A 16,304-nucleotide genomic window follows, 5' to 3' on the forward strand; every position below is an offset into this window, starting at 1 on the left:
CGGCTTGGAACAACCTAGAGGTACTTCATGAACAAGATCTACCCCGATGCCCATGCCGCCCTGGCCGGTATCGTTCACAACGGCATCACCATCGCCTCCGGCGGTTTCGGCTTGTGCGGGATTCCCGAGGCGCTGATCGAAGCGCTGCGCGAAACCGGCAAGCGCGGGTTCACCATCATCAGCAACAACTGCGGGGTCGACGACTTTGGCCTGGGGCCGCTGCTCCACAGCCGGCAGATCAGCAAGATGATTTCCTCTTACGTGGGTGGCAACAAGGAGTTCGAGCGCCAGTACCTGGCCGGCGAACTGGAGCTGGAGTTCACCCCGCAGGGCACCCTGGCCGAGAAGTTGCGTGCTGGCGGCGCCGGCATCCCGGCGTTCTTCACCCGCACCGGCTACGGCACGCTGATCGCCGAGGGCAAGGAGAGCCGCGAGTTCGACGGCGAGTGGTATGTCATGGAGCGTGCGCTGACCGCCGACGTGGCGCTGATCAAGGGCGCCAAAGCGGACAAGGCCGGCAATTTGATGTTCAGCAAGACCGCGCGCAACTTCAATCCGCTGTGCGCCAAGGCCGGCCGGGTATGCGTGGCCGAGGTGGAGGAGATCGTCGAGGTTGGCGAACTGGATCCGGACCAGATCCATTTGCCGGGGATATTCGTGCAGCGCCTGGTGCTCAACGCCAACCCGGAAAAACGTATCGAAGTGCGCACGGTGAGGAACTGAACATGGCTTGGACTCGTGAAGAGATGGCGCAGCGCGCCGCCCAGGAACTGCAGGACGGTTTCTACGTCAACCTCGGCATTGGACTGCCGACCCTGGTGGCCAACTATATTCCCGAGGGCATGGAGGTCTGGTTGCAGAGCGAGAACGGTTTGCTCGGCATCGGCCCATTCCCGGGCGAGGAAGAGATCGACGCGGACCTGATCAACGCCGGCAAGCAGACCATCACCACCTTGGCGGGTAGCAGCTTCTTCGACAGCGCCGAGAGCTTTGGCATGATCCGCGGCGGCCACATCGACCTGGCTCTGCTCGGCGCCATGCAGGTTTCCGAGCGGGGCGACCTGGCCAACTGGATGATACCCGGCAAGCTGGTTAAGGGCATGGGCGGTGCCATGGATCTGGTGGCCGGGGTCCGGCGCGTGGTGGTGCTGATGGAGCACTGCGCAAAGGGAGGTGCCCACAAAATCCTCGAGCGTTGCGACCTGCCATTGACCGGTGTCGGCGTGGTCGATCGGATCATCAGCGACCTGGCCGTGCTCGACATCACGACCGAGGGGCTGCGTCTGGTGGAGATGGCGCCGGGCGTCGACTTCGACGTGCTGCAGGCGGCCACCGGCTGCGCGATTCAGCGTTAACTACCGCCGTGCCCCGTTACTCCATGGCGGGGTGCGAGCCGTTTCGGGGACGTGGCTCCCGAAACGTTTGCGGCGGCTGCCCAGGCGGCCGACCGCATTTTTTTCGATCAGATCCGTGGTCGCTTTCCTCAAGGCAGGCCGAACACGTCTACGGAAGCCAAGCTGGCGGCGCGCATGTGTGATTTCTACCGCTTCGTCGTTCTCGTCGCCAGTTTGGCTTCCATAGGCCAGTTCACCATCACCCACTTCCTGCCGGCCTTCGACGCCATTGGCAGGAGGTCCGACCGGATTTCGGAGCGGGTGTCCTGCGCCAGAGAGTTGGTCAATCCGGGGGGCACCGCCCTGGATACCTTGCGGCGGCTGGGGTAGCAGCTGTCCGCTTTTTTATTCCAGATGCACCAGGAACGGTCGCTGTCGATCCGTTCGCGCGAAATCTCGCATCAAGCGAGTGAGATCGACTACACAACAATAAGAAGGGTCCAACGATGCGTTCCATGGTTCTGCTATGCGTGCTGTTCATACTCTGCAGTCCGGTACAGGGGGACGACCACGGACCTCAGCAACTCAGTGAACTGGTCAGCCGTGGCCAACTGCTATGCGCCAGCGCGCTGTTGTACTTCAATCCAGACGAACGTGATCCTGACCCGCGCAGCCTGACCGCAGTATATCACCACCTGAACACCTTGGACACCTACGTGCTGCAACTCGGACAGCCGCCACAGTTGCTCCAGCCGCTGCGCGCCATGCAACGCACCTTCAGCGAACTGGACGCGCTGCCACGACAACAGGCCAGCGTACTCCGGTTCTGCTCGAGCAACTGCTCTCGCAGCAACGGCAGTTGCAACAGGTAGCCAGTGCCGCCTATCTGCAGGCCGAGGCAGAAGCCGGCCGCAATGTGCCGGTGCAGTTGCTCAATCGCCAGAGCCAGGCAATGGCTGCGCTGCTGCTGGACTACCAACTGCGTCAGTCCCTGTGGGTGAACAGTTCGTCATTGCTGCTCGACGTTGAACACCTACGGGTACTCGATCAGGCCATTGAGATGCGCTTCGACGAAATGCAGGCCGCCTTTGCTCAGCAGGCCACCGCGCTCGGCAAAATCCGCGGCCAGTACCAGTTCGTCCGCTCGCTTTTGCAGACTGGCGGCCGGCGCAGCTATGGCGGGGCGGAGTTCTACCTCAGCCGTGCCGTGCTCGATCTCGATGAGCTGGCGATGGCGATCTTGCAAGCGGCTCCCTGAGTTGTACCGCCCAGAACCCGCAAGCCACCGTGGCAGGCGTGAATCACCATCATGATTGCGCTCGCTTGCTGATAGAGCAGGCTACTGCGTCATTGGCACGGCGGGAGCGAGAGCGCGCGTGACTGTTCAAGCGCCTTCTACCCACTGCGGCTTGACGTTACCGACCCGCTGGTGCGACCGGTTGCTGGCGCGGCGTGCGGCGATGCCCCCAGCGCAGTGCCAGAGGTCGTCTTAACCACCCTTGCGCAGGACGATGTTGCGCTGCGCACGCCACGCTGCGGGGGGCATGCCGAACTGAGCGGCGAACCAGCGGGTGAACGAGCTGGGCATCGAGTAGCCCAGCAGGTCGGCGATGCGCGCCAGAGAATAGGCCGGGTTCTCCATGTAGCGTGTCACCAGGTCGCGGCGTACGTCGTTGATCAGATCGCTAAAGGTGGCGTTATTTTCCTCCAGTCGTCGCTGCAGGGTACGCACGTTCATGCCCAGGGCCTGGGCGATCTGCTCAATGGTGGCGCGGCCCATGGGCAGCAGCAAGTAGATTGCCTTGCGCACGTCGAACAGGATTGAGGGCTCGCTCTCGCTCTGCAACGAGTCGAGGTAACGCTGGGCGTAGCGTGCCATGGCCGGATCGGCATGCGGGTTGGGTACATCCAGGTCGGCGGCCGGACAGACGATGCCGTTGAACTCGCTGCCGAACTCCAGCTTGCAGCCGAACAGGCGGCGATGCAGCTGTAGATCGTCGGGCGCTTCGTGGCTGAAGTTGACGCTGCTCGGTCGCCAGTGCGCGCCGAGCAGCGCCGCGCAAAGGCGGGACATCACGCCGATGGCCAGTTCGTTGGCCTGGCTGCAGGGCAGGTGCGACTCGGTGACCACCTCCTCGCGAATGATCACCATGCGCCCGGCTTCCTCGATGAAGAGCGCCAGAGAGTCGTTAAGCAGGTGACGGTACTGCACCAGCGCCTGCAGGGCATTGCGCAGCGTGCTCTGATGGGGAAGCAGTAGGCTGACCGCGCCGAAATCTGACAGTTGGCGTGATTCGGCCATACGCAGACCAAAGTTCTGACAACCGCTGGCCGCGGCCGAGTCCTCCAGCAAACGCACCGCCGCCTCGACCGGGATACGCTGCTCAGGGTCCTGTAGCAGCGACTTGCTCAGGCCGACCTGGGCCAGCATTGCCTGGGGCTGCAGGCCAAGGTGCTGGGCCACTTCGATGTAGTTGGTCAAGACAGCGGCGCGAACCATGGTTGTCATGCTGGGCATCCCTGAAGGCGTACTGCTCCACGGAAAGGCTTTCGGAGCAGGCCTTCTTATACTGGCTTAGTCATGAAATGAAAAGTGTCTGACACATTATGGCAAGTCGCCGGGTAGGGCTGCTCCTAAGATTTCTAGCCAACTACTGGGTTATCGCCTCGCTCGCGCGGCCGGCCCGATTCTGTGAGGTGCTGAGGAATGATGATGCGTGTCGAGCAGCCGGTCACCCGTAATGAACATAGCTTTCCCGCGGAGCATAGGCTGATCTCCGCCACAGACGAACGTGGCATCCTCACCTACTGCAACGACGAGTTCGTTTCGGTCAGCGGTTTCAGCCGCGAGCAACTGATCGGGAGTCCGCATAACATCGTGCGGGACCCGGACATGCCCGCCGAGGTGTTTGCCCACATGTGGGAACACCTGCAGGCCGGCAAGAACTGGATGGGCATCGTCAAGAACCGCTGCCGCAACGGCGACCACTACTGGGTCGGAGCCTATGTTTCGCCGATCCGCCAGGACGGCCAGGTGGTCGGTTACGAGTCGGTACAGGTGCGTCCGGATGCCGCCCAGGTGCGCCGCGCCACCGCCCTCTATGCACGCTTGAACGCGGGCAAACCTGCGACTTCTGCAGGTGAGCGGTTGAGGGTCCTCGGGCGTTTCCTGCTACTGCCGTTGTTGGCAGCCTTGATTGGCCCGGTGTTGCTGATGCAAGGGTGGTCGAGCCTGGCCTTGGGCATGGCGCTGACGCTGTTCGCGGCCCAGGCTGCCCTTTCGTTGCGCTTCGTCCGACGTGCCCTGACCAAGGTTGGTCAGGCCTCGCCTCTGGCCTTCGACAGCGAGCTGGTCGCGCGTACCTACAGCGATGAAAGTGGTGCCGTGGCCCGCCTGCAACTGGCCCTGATCAGCGAAGGGGCACGGATCAAAACCGCGCTGACCCGCCTCGGCGATTACGCCGACCAGACTGCGCAACTGGCCAAACGCAACGGTCAGCTAGTCCAGCAGGCCGAAGCGGCGCTGCAAGCACAGCAAGTCGAGACAGATATGGCTGCCACCGCCATGCACCAGATGGCGGCGTCCATTGGCCAGGTCAGCGGCCATGTACAGGCCACCGCACAAAGCGCCGGAGAGGTCAGCCAATTGTCGGCCAAAGGCGCAAGCCAGGCGCGCGAAACCAGGCGAGTGATCGAGACCCTGGCCGACACGGTGGAAGGCATCAGCGACTCGGTTGACGGATTGGCGGCGCAAACCCAGTCGATCCAGCAGGCAGCCAATATGATCCAGGCAATTGCCGAGCAGACCAACCTGCTGGCTCTCAACGCCGCTATCGAGGCGGCGCGCGCAGGCGAGCAGGGGCGTGGTTTCGCCGTGGTGGCCGACGAGGTGCGAGCCCTTGCCGGTAAGACCCGCGAGTCCACCGAGGCGATCCAGCGCATCATCGGTGCGTTGCAGGCGGTGGCCGGACAGGCGGTGGGCATCGCCCGCCAGGGCAGTGAAGAGGCGCGGGCCGGGGTACAGCGCGTAGTCGAGACCGAACAGGCGCTGGAGGGCATCAACACGGCGGTAGGGGGGATCCAGCAGATGGCCGAGCAGATGGCCGCCGCCGCCGAGCAGCAGACCCAGGTAGCCGAGGATATCGCCCGGCAAATCAGCAACGTCTCCCTGGCCGCCGAGCGCAACGCTGACATCACCGTGCGTTCCTCTCAGCTGGGGCGCGACCTGGAGTCCACCGCTGGCGCGTTGCACGTGCTAGTTGATCGCTTCAACATCTGAGGCCGAGGACATGAGCCGCAGTGACAGGCGCGAGTGCCTGCAGAGGAGCGTCACGCAGCTAGCCAAGGCCGCAGGCGACGTCCTGGTAGTAATTCTCATCGACCTCGGTGGCCTCAAGCAGATAAATGATTGCCACGGGTAGCAGGTCGGCGATACACGGCCGCTGGAGGTGGCGGGGCGCCTCAAGGGCGCATTGCGCGAGTGCGCTGAGGTGGCCTATGGCGGTGCTGGTGGGCTTTTGGTCACTGCCCACGTAGGTGTTGCCGAGCAGAGACCACGGCAGCTGGGAGAGCACTTCTTGTCGTTGATGATGGCAACCTTCCGCTTACATGGGTGGACCATGCGGGGGAGGCTAGCCTGGGCATTAGCCTTTACTCAGGGACGAGTCGCGGGGTGGATCAACTACTCAATGACGTGGGGCTGGCCATGTCTCGGGCGAAGGTGGCGGGCGGCAACTGTCTACGCTTGTTTCAATGTGAAATGCGCGAGCAAATGGCAGATACGTCGCACGGCGTCGAGCGCCTGCGCCGGGCATTCTGTCAGGCGGGCACTTTGAAGTCAGGCTGATTCCATGGCGGCGCCTGGATCGACTCCTGACCTAGGACAAGTTGCCCGGCCTGGTACTGGGTGCCAATCCTGCATGTCCCCCCCTGTGGACAGCGGTTCCTATGGAGTGAGGCGTTCATCAACGATGCCTATCTGCTGGTATCGCGCGCCGAGAGCGCTGGAGCTCGCCTGCAGCCAGATGAGCTGGCCGGTCACCGCTTGGGCTTGGTGGTGGGGCATTGCTACCTGGAGATGCAGACCCATATGGCCAATCCTTGGTTGGAGCGGCAGGACGCGCCCGATGAAGCAGCCAATCTGTAGCACTTGCTACGTGGCTGGGTGGTTGCCGCTGTGGTGAGGCGACGCCCCCTCTGATTCGAGACGCGCCGACAGCGTGAGCTGCGCCGGCTGTTGTATGTCGCTGAAGACGAGCTTGTGTAATACCCGCGGAAACTGTTGGCCTCCCTAGTTTCTGCGCCCTGTTCCCGAACTGAACCACATTGTCCGCCAGTTGCCCGAAGACCCGCAGTGGCGGGTACTCCTGACGCGCTAACGCTAGGCGCATCGGGAGGGACCCAGCCGGCGAAAACAGGCTGGGATCGAACGCGTCATCAGATGTCATCAAATGAAAAGTTGCTGACGTTAAATGTGAAGCCGTTAGTGGAGGGGGGCTTTACTGTCTGCTCTACAAGTGCGCCGAACGGTTCGTTCGACCACCTAACGACTGCAAGGAGAGAGACGTGGAACAACTGCACACCAATGCCACCGTGCTGATCGTCCCTGGCCTGCGCGAGCATGTGCCCGAGCACTGGCAGACGTTGCTACAGGCTCGCCTGGGCAAGGTGCATGCGGTGCCTCCGCTGGAGGAGAACAAACTCAGTTTGGCGGCCCGGGTCGAGGCTATTCAGCAGGTATTGGAACAGATCGACGGCCCGGTGATCCTGGTCGGGCACAGTGCCGGAGTACTGATGCTGGTGCACTGGGCAAATCTTCACCAGCGGCCAATCAAGGGTGCACTGCTGGTCGCACCGCCTGATCTCGACGGCAGCTGGCCGGCAGGATACCCAAGCCCCGAGAGCTTGCGCGAAAACGGCTGGGATCCGTTGCCCAAGGGCAAGCTGCCGTTCCCCAGCATCCTCGCCGCCAGCACCAACGACTACCTGGCCAGCTTCACCGTCGCTACTCGAATGGCCGCGGAGTGGGGCAGCCAACTGGTCAACCTGGGTGACGTCGGTCATCTGAATCCTGCTTCGGGCTTCGGCGAATGGCCCCGGGCCGAGGACTTCATTCGTCAGCTGGATCGCTGAACGACCGAGCGACTCTCTTTGGGTCGTGCCGCGGACCGGGGAAGGGCGGCGGATCATTACCGGCACGCAAGGACTGCGGGGCTGCTATACGGAATGAAGGCAGTTGTTAGGGCCCAACAAACTCAACAAGCGGAGACAACGCAATGCACAACAATAAGAGTTCCAGCGTCAACCCCTTGCGCCGCAGCCTGCTGGCCTCGGCCATCCTCGCCGCCAGCATACCGGTGGCCCATGCATTCGAAGTCGATACCGGCAGCGAAGACTGGAACGTCCGCTTCGACAACACCCTCAAGTACAACTATGGCGTGCGTGCCGAGAGCGCCGACAAGCGCCTGCTGGGCACGCCGAACAACAATGACGGCGACTACAACTTCCGCAAGTCCGGTACCAACATCACCAATCGCGTCGACCTGTTGACCGAGCTGGACGTGGTTTATCAGCGGGCGATGGGCTTCCGCGTCAGCGCGGCGAGCTGGTACGACAAGGCCTACGACAACACCGGTTCCAGCTCCAATCCGTTCGTCAACGGCAATGGCGACTACTCGTCGATCGCCGGCTGGGGCGGCAACCCGGCAGCCCCGGCCATTTTTGGCAGCGCGCATCTGAGCAACTACGCCCAGCGCTACTACAGTGGCCCGTCCGGCGAGATTCTCGATGCCTTCCTGTTCTACAGCACCGAGGTCGGTGAGGAATCCTTGTTCAGCGTCAAGGCCGGCCAGCACAACGTGTTTTGGGGCGAGACCATCCTCAGTCCGGTGCACTCGGTGAGCTATGGCCAGGCTGGTCTGGACCTGGCCAAACTGTCTGGTTCTCCTGGCACCGAAGCCAAGGAACTGTTCATCCCGCGCAATCAACTTTCCGCCAGTTTTACCGTCAACCAGGAACTGACCCTCGGCGCTCAATATTTCTTCAAGTGGGATGCCGCCCGCCTGCCCGAGGCCGGCACTTACTACTCCGGCTCGGACGTGGTCGGGTTCGGGGCGCAATCCTTCCTCCTGGGGCACACCGGCGGGCCAGGTCTGGCCGGCCCCAATGGCACCCTGACCACGGTTCGGCGCGGCCATGACTATACCCCTGACGACCGCGGCGACTGGGGCATCATGGCCAAGTGGTCGCCCGAATGGCTGGATGGAACCCTCGGTCTCTACTATCGCAACACTTCGGACATTCTGCCGCAGGCCGTCCTGGATACCCGGGGCTTATCGCTGGCCGGTGGCATTCCCGGGCTGCGCGACTCGATTGCCACCACCTCCTATTCCTTCGCCTATGGCGATGACATCGACATCTATGGTCTGAGCCTGTCCAAGGAGTTTGGCGGCGTCAGCGTCGGCAGCGACCTCAACATACGCCACAACATGCCGCTGGCGAGCATCCCGGCGATCATCAGCGCCACCGGCCCTGGCGGTTTGCAGGCTGGCCTCGGGGCATTGCCCGCACGAGACCTCGCCACCGGCGTGATCACCGATGTACCGCGCGATGGCGACAGTATGAGCGCCACCGGTGACACCCTGCACTGGACCGTCAATGGCCTGGTTGCCATCGGCGATACCCCGCTGTTCGATTCAGCCACCCTGTTGGGCGAGCTGTACTACAGCAACCTGCTGAGCCTCGATAGCAAGAACGAGGCGCTGTACAAGGGACAAGACAGCTACCACGGTATCGACAAACCGACTCGCGACAACTGGGGCGTGGCAGTCAACTTCACCCCGACCTGGTACCAGGTGTTTCCGGGTGTCGACTTGAGTGCACCAATGTCGGTCAACTTCGGTATCGACGGCGTGTCGCCGGTGGTAGCCGGCGGCGCGGAAGATACCGGTACCTACGCAGTCGGCCTGGGAGCTGCGATCTACAACCGCTACTACGTCGATCTCAAGTACGTCGATGCCTTCGGTAAAGCCAGCAAGTGCGCTGACGGCGCCAACGATGGCGCGACGCCGAATGCCCTCGACGGCGCTCAGCGCTACACCTGCTACGCCGGTGGCTACTCGTCCTTCTCTGGCGCGGGTGCCACCGAAGACCGTGCGGCCGTTTACCTAACCTTCAAAACCACCTTCTGATCCTCGCACTACAACAATTAAGCGGAGAGAGTTGAGATGAAACTTTTCCAAAGCGTGCTGGCCGCCTCCCTGGCGGCCGTCATCACCGGCCAGGCCCAGGCGGCCGTGTCGGCGCAGGAAGCGGCCAAGCTCGGCCAGTCGCTGACTCTGGTCGGCGCCGAGATGGCTGGCAACGCAGATGGTTCCATTCCGGCCTTCGACGGTGGCCTGACCACTGCGCCGGCCGGCTTCAAGCCAGGCGACAGCGAACGTCCCGATCCCTTTGCCGGTGAAAAGCCCGTGCTGGTGATCGACGGCAAGAATGTGGCGCAGTACAAGGACCAGCTCACCGCGGTTACCGCAGAACTGACCCAGCGCTTCCCCAGCTTTCGCGTCGATGTCTACCCGACCCACCGTACCGCGACCATGCCGCAGGCGCTGCTGGACAACACGGTGAAGAACGCCACGGGTGCCCAGTCGCTCGAAGGCGGTAATGCCATCGAGAACGCGCTGCCGGGCATCCCGTTCCCGATCCCGCAATCGGGTGCCGAGGCGATGTGGAACCACCTGCTGCGTTATCAGGGGGTGGCCTACAGCACCAAGTACGACTCTTGGAACGTCGACTCCGCCGGCACCCCGACCCTGGCCACGACCGGCACCGCGTTCAACGCTTTCCCGATCTACGAGGATCTGAACAAGGTCATTGAGGCCAAGGACATCTACTTTCAGACCAAACTGTATTACAGCGGTCCGGCCCGTCGCGCCGGCGAGTCGCTGATGCTCAAGGACTCGGCCAACCCGCTGGTGCAACCGCGTCGCGCCTGGCAGTACCTGCCTGGCGTGCGTCGGGTGAAGCTGGCGCCGAACCTGGCCTATGACACGCCTAACCCGGGCACCGCCGGCTCCGGTACTTATGACGACATCTACGTCTTCAACGGTGCCTTGGACCGCTACGACTGGAAGTTGGTGGGCAAGCGGGAAATGATCGTGCCCTACAACACCTATGCACTGACCTACGTGAAGGACGCCAAGTCGCTGACCACGCCGAACCACCTGAATCCAGAGTTGGTGCGCTGGGAGAAACACCGTGTGTGGGTGGTCGAGGGCACGCTCAAGCCCGATGCTCGACACATCTATCACAAGCGTCGCTTCTATCTGGACGAAGACACCTGGAATGCTCTGGCTTCCGACGAGTATGACGCCCGCGGTCAGCTGTACCGTGGCTCCTACAGCTTCCTTACTCAGAGCTACGATGTCGCCACGCCGAATACCGCTCCGCATGTGATCTACGATCTGATCGGCGGCAGCTACAACGTCAATGGAGTGGTGGGCCCCTACGGCGGTATCAAGTACATCGAGCCTCTGTCCAAGGCGCAATGGTCCCCGGAAGCCCTGGCTGGTGCCGGTATCCGTTAAACCCGCGACAACATGCGTCCCGGTCCTTGTCGCTGCCCTCGCGTAGCGACAAGGGACACCAGCCTGGCGTTGACCGGGCCCGGGACCGCCGATTTTGCGGCAGTTGCATTCACGTGCAGCGCCGGCGCAGTTTTTCCAAGAGGACGCGGTATGTGTTCTTTCGATAGGTATGTGCAACTGGCGTTCGGCCTCGTGCTCGTACTGCTCCAGGGCATCGCACAGGCGACCAGCTACGTTGACGTGCTGGATCTGCCGGCCAAGCCGAGCGGCTTGGCTGTACGCAGCCCCTTGCTGGACGTAACCCGTGCGGGCGAGCGTCTGGTCACTGTTGGCCATCGCGGCCACATTCTCTATTCCGATGATGCCGGCCAGTCCTGGCAGCAGGCCGCCGTGCCGGTCAGCTCCGACCTCAATGCCGTGCATTTTTCCACCGCCGAGCAGGGCTGGGCGGTCGGCAATGACGGCGTGATCCTGCACAGCAGCGATGCCGGCGCCAACTGGAGCAAGCAGCTCGATGGCCGTGACATCGGCGCCCTGCTGGTCGAGCATTACGGCGCCCTGGCCAGTGCCGAGCCGGCCAACGAAGACTGGCCGCTGCTCGCCGCCGAAGGCCAGCGCTTGGTCGAGGAGGGCGCCGACAAGCCGTTCCTCGACGTCTGGTTCGCCGACGCCAAGCGTGGCTATGCGGTCGGCGTATTCAACCTGATCCTCGCCACCGTCGACGGCGGCCGGAGCTGGACACCGCTGCAGGACCGCACCGACAACCCCCAGGGCCTGCACCTCAACGCCATCGCCTGGACCGGCGATGGGCTGTATCTCGCCGGCGAGCAGGGCCTGTTGCGCAAGTGGGACGCCGCGCAGGAGCGCTTCGTCGCCGTCGAGACGCCGTATCAGGGCAGCTTCTTCGGCGTCATCGGCCGGCCCGGCGAGCTGCTGGTCTACGGCCTGCGCGGCCATGTGTTCCGCAGCCGCGACGCTGGCCAGAGCTGGCAGCAACTGGACAGCGGCCTGGAGGTCAGCATCACCGCCGCCGTGCTGGATGCCCAGGGCGATTACCTGCTGTTCACCCAGGCCGGGCACATGCTCCGGGCCGGCAATGGCGCCGTCCTGCAGTTGCTGCCGCAGGCCGGGCAGTCGCCGGTGGCCGGCGCCACCCTGGCCGCCAATGGCGCCCTGGTGCTGGTCGGTGGCCGTGGCGTGCGCGCCCTGCCGGTCGAATAACGAAAGAATTAGAAGAGCGAGTACCCTGACATGGGCACAATCCAACAAGACACCATGCCGGTGATCTGCCACTTGCGTGAGTTCGACCCGCGCACAGGCAACCTGCTGGAACGCCTGGTGTTCAACCACCGTCCGCTGTTTGTCCTGTTCATGGCCGTGATCACCCTGCTGCTCGGCTACATGGCCGTGACCCGCCTGGAAATGCGCCCCAGCTTCGAGAAGATGATTCCGCAGAGCCAGCCCTACATCCAGAACTACCTGGAGAACCGCGCCTCGCTGCGCGGTCTGGGCAACTCGGTGCGGGTGGTGGTGGAGAACACCGAGGGCGACATCTTCGACCCCGAGTACCTGGAGGTGCTCAAGCAGGTCAGCGATGAGCTGTTCCTCACCCCTGGCGTCGACCGTGCCTGGATGAAGTCGCTGTGGAGCCCGGCGGTGCGCTGGACCGAAGTCACCGAGGAGGGCTTCCAGGGCGGCGCGGTGATGCCCGACAACTATAGCGGCACGCCGGCGGACATCGAGCTGCTGCGGCAGAACATCACCCGCGCCGGCATCGTCGGCAGCCTGGTGGCCAGCGACTTCAAGTCGAGCATGCTGATCGTGCCGCTGCTCGACAAGGACTCGGCCACCGGTCAGGGCATCGACTACCACCAATTCGCCCGGGTGCTCGAGGAGAAGCTGCGCGACCGCTACGAGTTCGCCGGCAGCAGCGTCCGCCAGGCCGACGAGGAAGGCCAGGGCAAGATCAAGATCCGCGTGATTGGCTTCGCCAAGCTGGTCGGCGACCTGATCGATGGCCTGATCCAGGTGATGATGTTTTTCGCCATCGCCGTGCTCAGCGCCTTCCTCATCATCCTGCTGTACACCCGCTGTCTGCGCAGCACCCTGCTGGTGATCGGCTGTTCGCTGATGGCGGTAGTCTGGCAGCTGGGCATCGTCGCCTGGCTGGGCTATGCCATCGACCCCTACTCGATCCTGGTGCCCTTCCTGATCTTCGCCATCGGCGTATCGCATTCCTCGCAGAAGATGAATGGCATCATGCAGGACATCGCCCAGGGCACCCACAAACTGGTGGCGGCGCGCTATACCTTCCGCCGTCTGTTCATCGCGGGGGTCACCGCGCTGCTGTCCGACGCGGTAGGTTTCGCCGTGCTGATGCTGATCGACATCCCGGTGATTCAGGACCTGGCCATCACGGCCAGCATCGGCGTGGCCGTGCTGATCTTCACCACCCTGCTGATGATGCCGGTGGCGCTGTCCTATGTTGGCGTCAGTCCATCGGCCGCCAAGCGTGCGATGATTATCGATGTCCACGCCATCCAGCATCGTGGCCTGGGCAAGCTGTGGGATCTGCTCGACCGCTTCACCACCCCCAAGTGGGCGACCGGGGCGGTGCTGGTCGGGGCGCTGCTGGGCTTGGGCGGCTTCATGGTCAGCCTGCAACTGAAGATCGGCGACCTCGACAGCGGCGCGCCGGAGCTGCGCGAGGACTCACGCTACAACCGCGACAACGCCTACATCACCAGCCATTACGCGCTGTCCAGCGATATGTTCGCGGTGATGATCAAGACCGGGCCGGAAGGCTGTCTGAACTACCAGACCCTGGTGCTCGCCGACCGCCTGGCCTGGGAGCTGCAGCAGCATCCACAGGTGCAGACCACGGTGTCGCTGGTCAATGCGGTGCGTCAAATCACTGCCGGCTCGTTCGAGGGCAACCCCAAGCTGAACAGCATCCAGCGCAACCAGGACATGCTCAACTACGCGGCGCAGCAGGCCTCGGTCAATGCCCCGGAGCTGTTCAACACCGACTGCTCGCTGATGCCGGTGATCGCCTACCTGGCCGACCACAAGGCGGAGACCCTCGATGAGGTGGTGGCCATCGCCGAGCGTTTCGTCGCGGAAAATAGCACTGAGGAGCGCCAGTTCCTGCTGGCCGCCGGCAGCGCCGGGATCGAGGCTGCGACCAACATCGTGGTGCGCGAGGCCAACCGCACCATGCTGCTTTACGTGTACACGGCGGTAATCCTGTTCTGCCTGATCGCCTTCCGCAGCTGGCGCGCGGCCGTGGTGGCGGTGCTGCCGCTGGTGCTCACATCGATCCTGTGCGAGGCGCTGATGGTGTACATGGGCATCGGCGTCAAGGTCGCGACCCTGCCGGTGATCGCCCTCGGCGTGGGCATCGGTATCGACTATGCGCTGTACCTGCTCAGCGTGCAGTTGCACTTCCAGCGCCAGGGCCTGCCGCTGGCGGCGGCCTACAAGAACGCGGTGGCCTTCACCGGTCGGGTGGTGGGCCTGGTCGGTATCACCCTGGCCGCCGGCGTGATCACTTGGGCCTGGTCGCCGATCAAGTTCCAGGCCGACATGGGCATCCTGCTGACTTTCATGTTCCTGTGGAACATGCTCGGTGCGCTTATCCTGATCCCCGCGCTGTCGTACTTCCTGTTGCCCAAGCATAAAGTCTGAGCCAGCGTTGTCCCCGCCCCAGCAAGGGCGGGGTCCAGATGCGCGTAAACGGTGTGGCGGCTGCGCTGTTGACTGTGCCCGCGCCGAATACTGTTCCTTTCTTCCGTTAGCGGGTATGCCGCGAGAGGCGCCCCGAATGATGGAAGCCTTCGCGGCATGCCTGGCTCCCCCATCCGGAGCTTCGCGCCACCTTCACCCACAGGAGTGGGGCGAATGCGGCAATCCCGCCGGCGACTCCACGAATGAGGGATGTGGGAAAAATACCGGGAGCATTTGCAGGAGCAGGAGCCGACTCCCGAAGGGAGAAGGGCAAGAGGCGATCGTCGCTTCGCGACTTTCACGCTAGATAGGTATTCAAGGTGGGTGTGAGTAGTGGCTTCGGTCTGAGATGCCACCCCGGTGAGAGGGGGGGCAACCGTCTTGGCGCGCTCGGGCGCCTTGTCGGCCTGTTGTGCCAGTTGGCCTGCCTGGCCATCCCTGTTCAGGCCGCATCGCTGGAGGTCTGCATCAGCGATGAGGCCTTTCCTCCCTTCACTTTTCCAAACCGCGAAGGGAACAGCCAGCGGCTGATCCGGCAGGCCGTCGAACGCCAGGGCTGGCAGCTGGAATTCGTGGCCTTGCCCTGGCGCCGCTGCCTCGCGGGCGTGGAACAGGGTATCTTCGGTGCCATCGCCGGTGTCGCCGCTAACCCTGAATACCTGGACTTCATGGCTTTCCCACAACGTCTCGGGCAGGCGGATCCACAGCGCGCCGTGGGCATCACCCGGCTGGTTGTCTACCGTCTTTCGGGCGGCGCGGCCGCTTGGGATGGCAGGGTTTTCAGCGGATTGGGTAGGCCGGTGCTCTATCTGTCGGGGCGCACCACCCTCAAGGTGCTGCTCGAGGGCTTGGGCGTTTCCGGCGTCGACACGGCGAGAACGTCCACGCAGCTGGCGCACATGTTGCTTCGGGGGCGTGGCAGCCTGGCGATAGACCATGACTACCAGGTCGAGCTGCTGCTCGCCGAGCCGGAATTCCGCGGGCGGTTCGAGGTGTTGCCGGCGCCGTTGGGCGAGGCGCCGATCTTTCTGGCGGTGGGGCGACAGCTGTACCAGCGCAACAGTCGCCAGGTCGAGGCCATCTGGAACGAGATTGGCGTGCTGCGCCGTGCGACAGGACCAACGCTCAGGCCGTTGTGGCAAGTCGGCTCGTCCCCAGAGGCGGTGGGCGAGGAGTGAGGCTGCCGGCGCGGAAATCTTCAACTTCGAGCATGTTCGGCGCCTTTCGACCGTGTTAGCGACTATTTCACGAGAGGTGCTCCGAATGACGAATGCCTTCGCGGCATGGCCGTCTGCCTCATCCGGCGTTTCACGCCGCCGACTCCCCGAGGGACATAAGAAGTCGTCGCTGCGCGGCTTTCACGCTAGGTGACTCTTGTTAGATAGCGCGCTCACAGCTAAAAGCATCGCCAGCAAGGGCTAGGTTTCCCTGGCTCCTACAGGAGCAGTGCTTTGACCTGCCAGCTATCGCAACAACCCATTGGGACATAGGCAACGAAAAAGCCCCGCACTGGGCGGGGCTCTTCTTCACGCGGGGTAACGCTTAGGCTTGAACGACCGGGATCTGGGCGTTGGCAGCCGCTTCGCGGAACTCGGCGATCTGGTCGAAGGACAGGTAGCGGTAGACGTCGGCAGCCATGCTGTCGATGTCCTTCGCGTAG

The 16,304-nt window shown here is 63.3% G+C and carries 14 protein-coding genes and 1 pseudogene; 13 read left to right on the forward strand and 2 right to left on the reverse strand.

Annotated features, from left to right (window positions below):
• Positions 1-27: 27 nt before the first annotated feature.
• The 5 genes from AB5S05_RS21135 (at position 28) to AB5S05_RS21155 (ending at position 2,592) form a co-directional block, all read left to right on the forward strand.
• Positions 28-723, forward strand: a complete 696-nt coding sequence (locus tag AB5S05_RS21135; protein ID WP_369289485.1) for a CoA transferase subunit A — start codon at positions 28-30, stop codon at positions 721-723.
• A gap of 2 nt (positions 724-725) precedes the next feature.
• Positions 726-1,355 (forward strand): CoA transferase subunit B, encoded by a 630-nt coding sequence (locus tag AB5S05_RS21140; RefSeq protein ID WP_369289486.1) that lies wholly within the window; start codon positions 726-728, stop codon positions 1,353-1,355.
• Positions 1,356-1,406: 51 nt separating this feature from the next.
• Complete coding sequence (locus AB5S05_RS21145; RefSeq protein WP_369289487.1) at positions 1,407-1,724, forward strand: hypothetical protein; 318 nt, start codon at positions 1,407-1,409, stop codon at positions 1,722-1,724.
• A 125-nt stretch (positions 1,725-1,849) separates the two neighbouring features.
• Entirely contained in the window at positions 1,850-2,206 is a 357-nt protein-coding gene (locus AB5S05_RS21150) for a hypothetical protein (protein WP_369289488.1), read from the forward strand.
• The gene (locus tag AB5S05_RS21155) at positions 2,194-2,592 is read left to right on the forward strand and encodes a hypothetical protein (protein ID WP_369289489.1); all 399 of its coding nucleotides are present in this window, start codon (positions 2,194-2,196) and stop codon (positions 2,590-2,592) included. The genes AB5S05_RS21150 and AB5S05_RS21155 overlap by 13 nt, the downstream gene beginning before the upstream one ends.
• A gap of 231 nt (positions 2,593-2,823) precedes the next feature.
• On the opposite strand, the gene AB5S05_RS21160 is transcribed toward AB5S05_RS21155, so the two are convergent.
• A complete protein-coding gene (locus tag AB5S05_RS21160) occupies positions 2,824-3,843 on the reverse strand; it encodes an AraC family transcriptional regulator (protein WP_369289490.1) in 1,020 nt (339 codons plus the stop codon).
• A 204-nt stretch (positions 3,844-4,047) separates the two neighbouring features.
• Here AB5S05_RS21160 and AB5S05_RS22290 point away from each other — a divergent pair.
• The 8 genes and pseudogenes from AB5S05_RS22290 to AB5S05_RS21195 all read left to right on the forward strand — a co-directional run.
• Positions 4,048-4,374: pseudogene (locus AB5S05_RS22290) on the forward strand (PAS domain-containing protein); the annotation flags it as partial.
• Between the two features lie 174 nt (positions 4,375-4,548).
• Entirely contained in the window at positions 4,549-5,613 is a 1,065-nt protein-coding gene (locus AB5S05_RS21165; RefSeq protein WP_438943604.1) for a methyl-accepting chemotaxis protein, read from the forward strand.
• A gap of 1,286 nt (positions 5,614-6,899) precedes the next feature.
• Entirely contained in the window at positions 6,900-7,466 is a 567-nt protein-coding gene (locus AB5S05_RS21170; protein WP_369289491.1) for an RBBP9/YdeN family alpha/beta hydrolase, read from the forward strand.
• Between the two features lie 143 nt (positions 7,467-7,609).
• Positions 7,610-9,523, forward strand: coding sequence for a DUF1302 domain-containing protein (locus AB5S05_RS21175; RefSeq protein ID WP_369289492.1), 1,914 nt, complete (start codon positions 7,610-7,612; stop codon positions 9,521-9,523).
• A 36-nt stretch (positions 9,524-9,559) separates the two neighbouring features.
• Positions 9,560-10,918 (forward strand): DUF1329 domain-containing protein, encoded by a 1,359-nt coding sequence (locus tag AB5S05_RS21180; RefSeq protein ID WP_369289493.1) that lies wholly within the window; start codon positions 9,560-9,562, stop codon positions 10,916-10,918.
• A gap of 150 nt (positions 10,919-11,068) precedes the next feature.
• Positions 11,069-12,139 carry a WD40/YVTN/BNR-like repeat-containing protein gene (locus AB5S05_RS21185; RefSeq protein WP_369289494.1) on the forward strand — a complete coding sequence of 357 codons (1,071 nt, stop codon included), beginning with the start codon at positions 11,069-11,071 and terminating at the stop codon, positions 12,137-12,139.
• Between the two features lie 30 nt (positions 12,140-12,169).
• Positions 12,170-14,605 carry an efflux RND transporter permease subunit gene (locus tag AB5S05_RS21190; protein WP_438943603.1) on the forward strand — a complete coding sequence of 812 codons (2,436 nt, stop codon included), beginning with the start codon at positions 12,170-12,172 and terminating at the stop codon, positions 14,603-14,605.
• Positions 14,606-15,063: 458 nt separating this feature from the next.
• Entirely contained in the window at positions 15,064-15,822 is a 759-nt protein-coding gene (locus tag AB5S05_RS21195; RefSeq protein WP_369289495.1) for a substrate-binding periplasmic protein, read from the forward strand.
• Positions 15,823-16,186: 364 nt separating this feature from the next.
• On the opposite strand, the gene AB5S05_RS22295 is transcribed toward AB5S05_RS21195, so the two are convergent.
• Positions 16,187-16,304 (reverse strand): hypothetical protein (locus tag AB5S05_RS22295; RefSeq protein WP_438943601.1); only part of this gene is annotated, 118 nt, incomplete at its 5' end.

This window comes from Pseudomonas zhanjiangensis (genome assembly GCF_041027545.1).
Lineage (GTDB): Bacteria > Pseudomonadota > Gammaproteobacteria > Pseudomonadales > Pseudomonadaceae > Aquipseudomonas > Aquipseudomonas zhanjiangensis.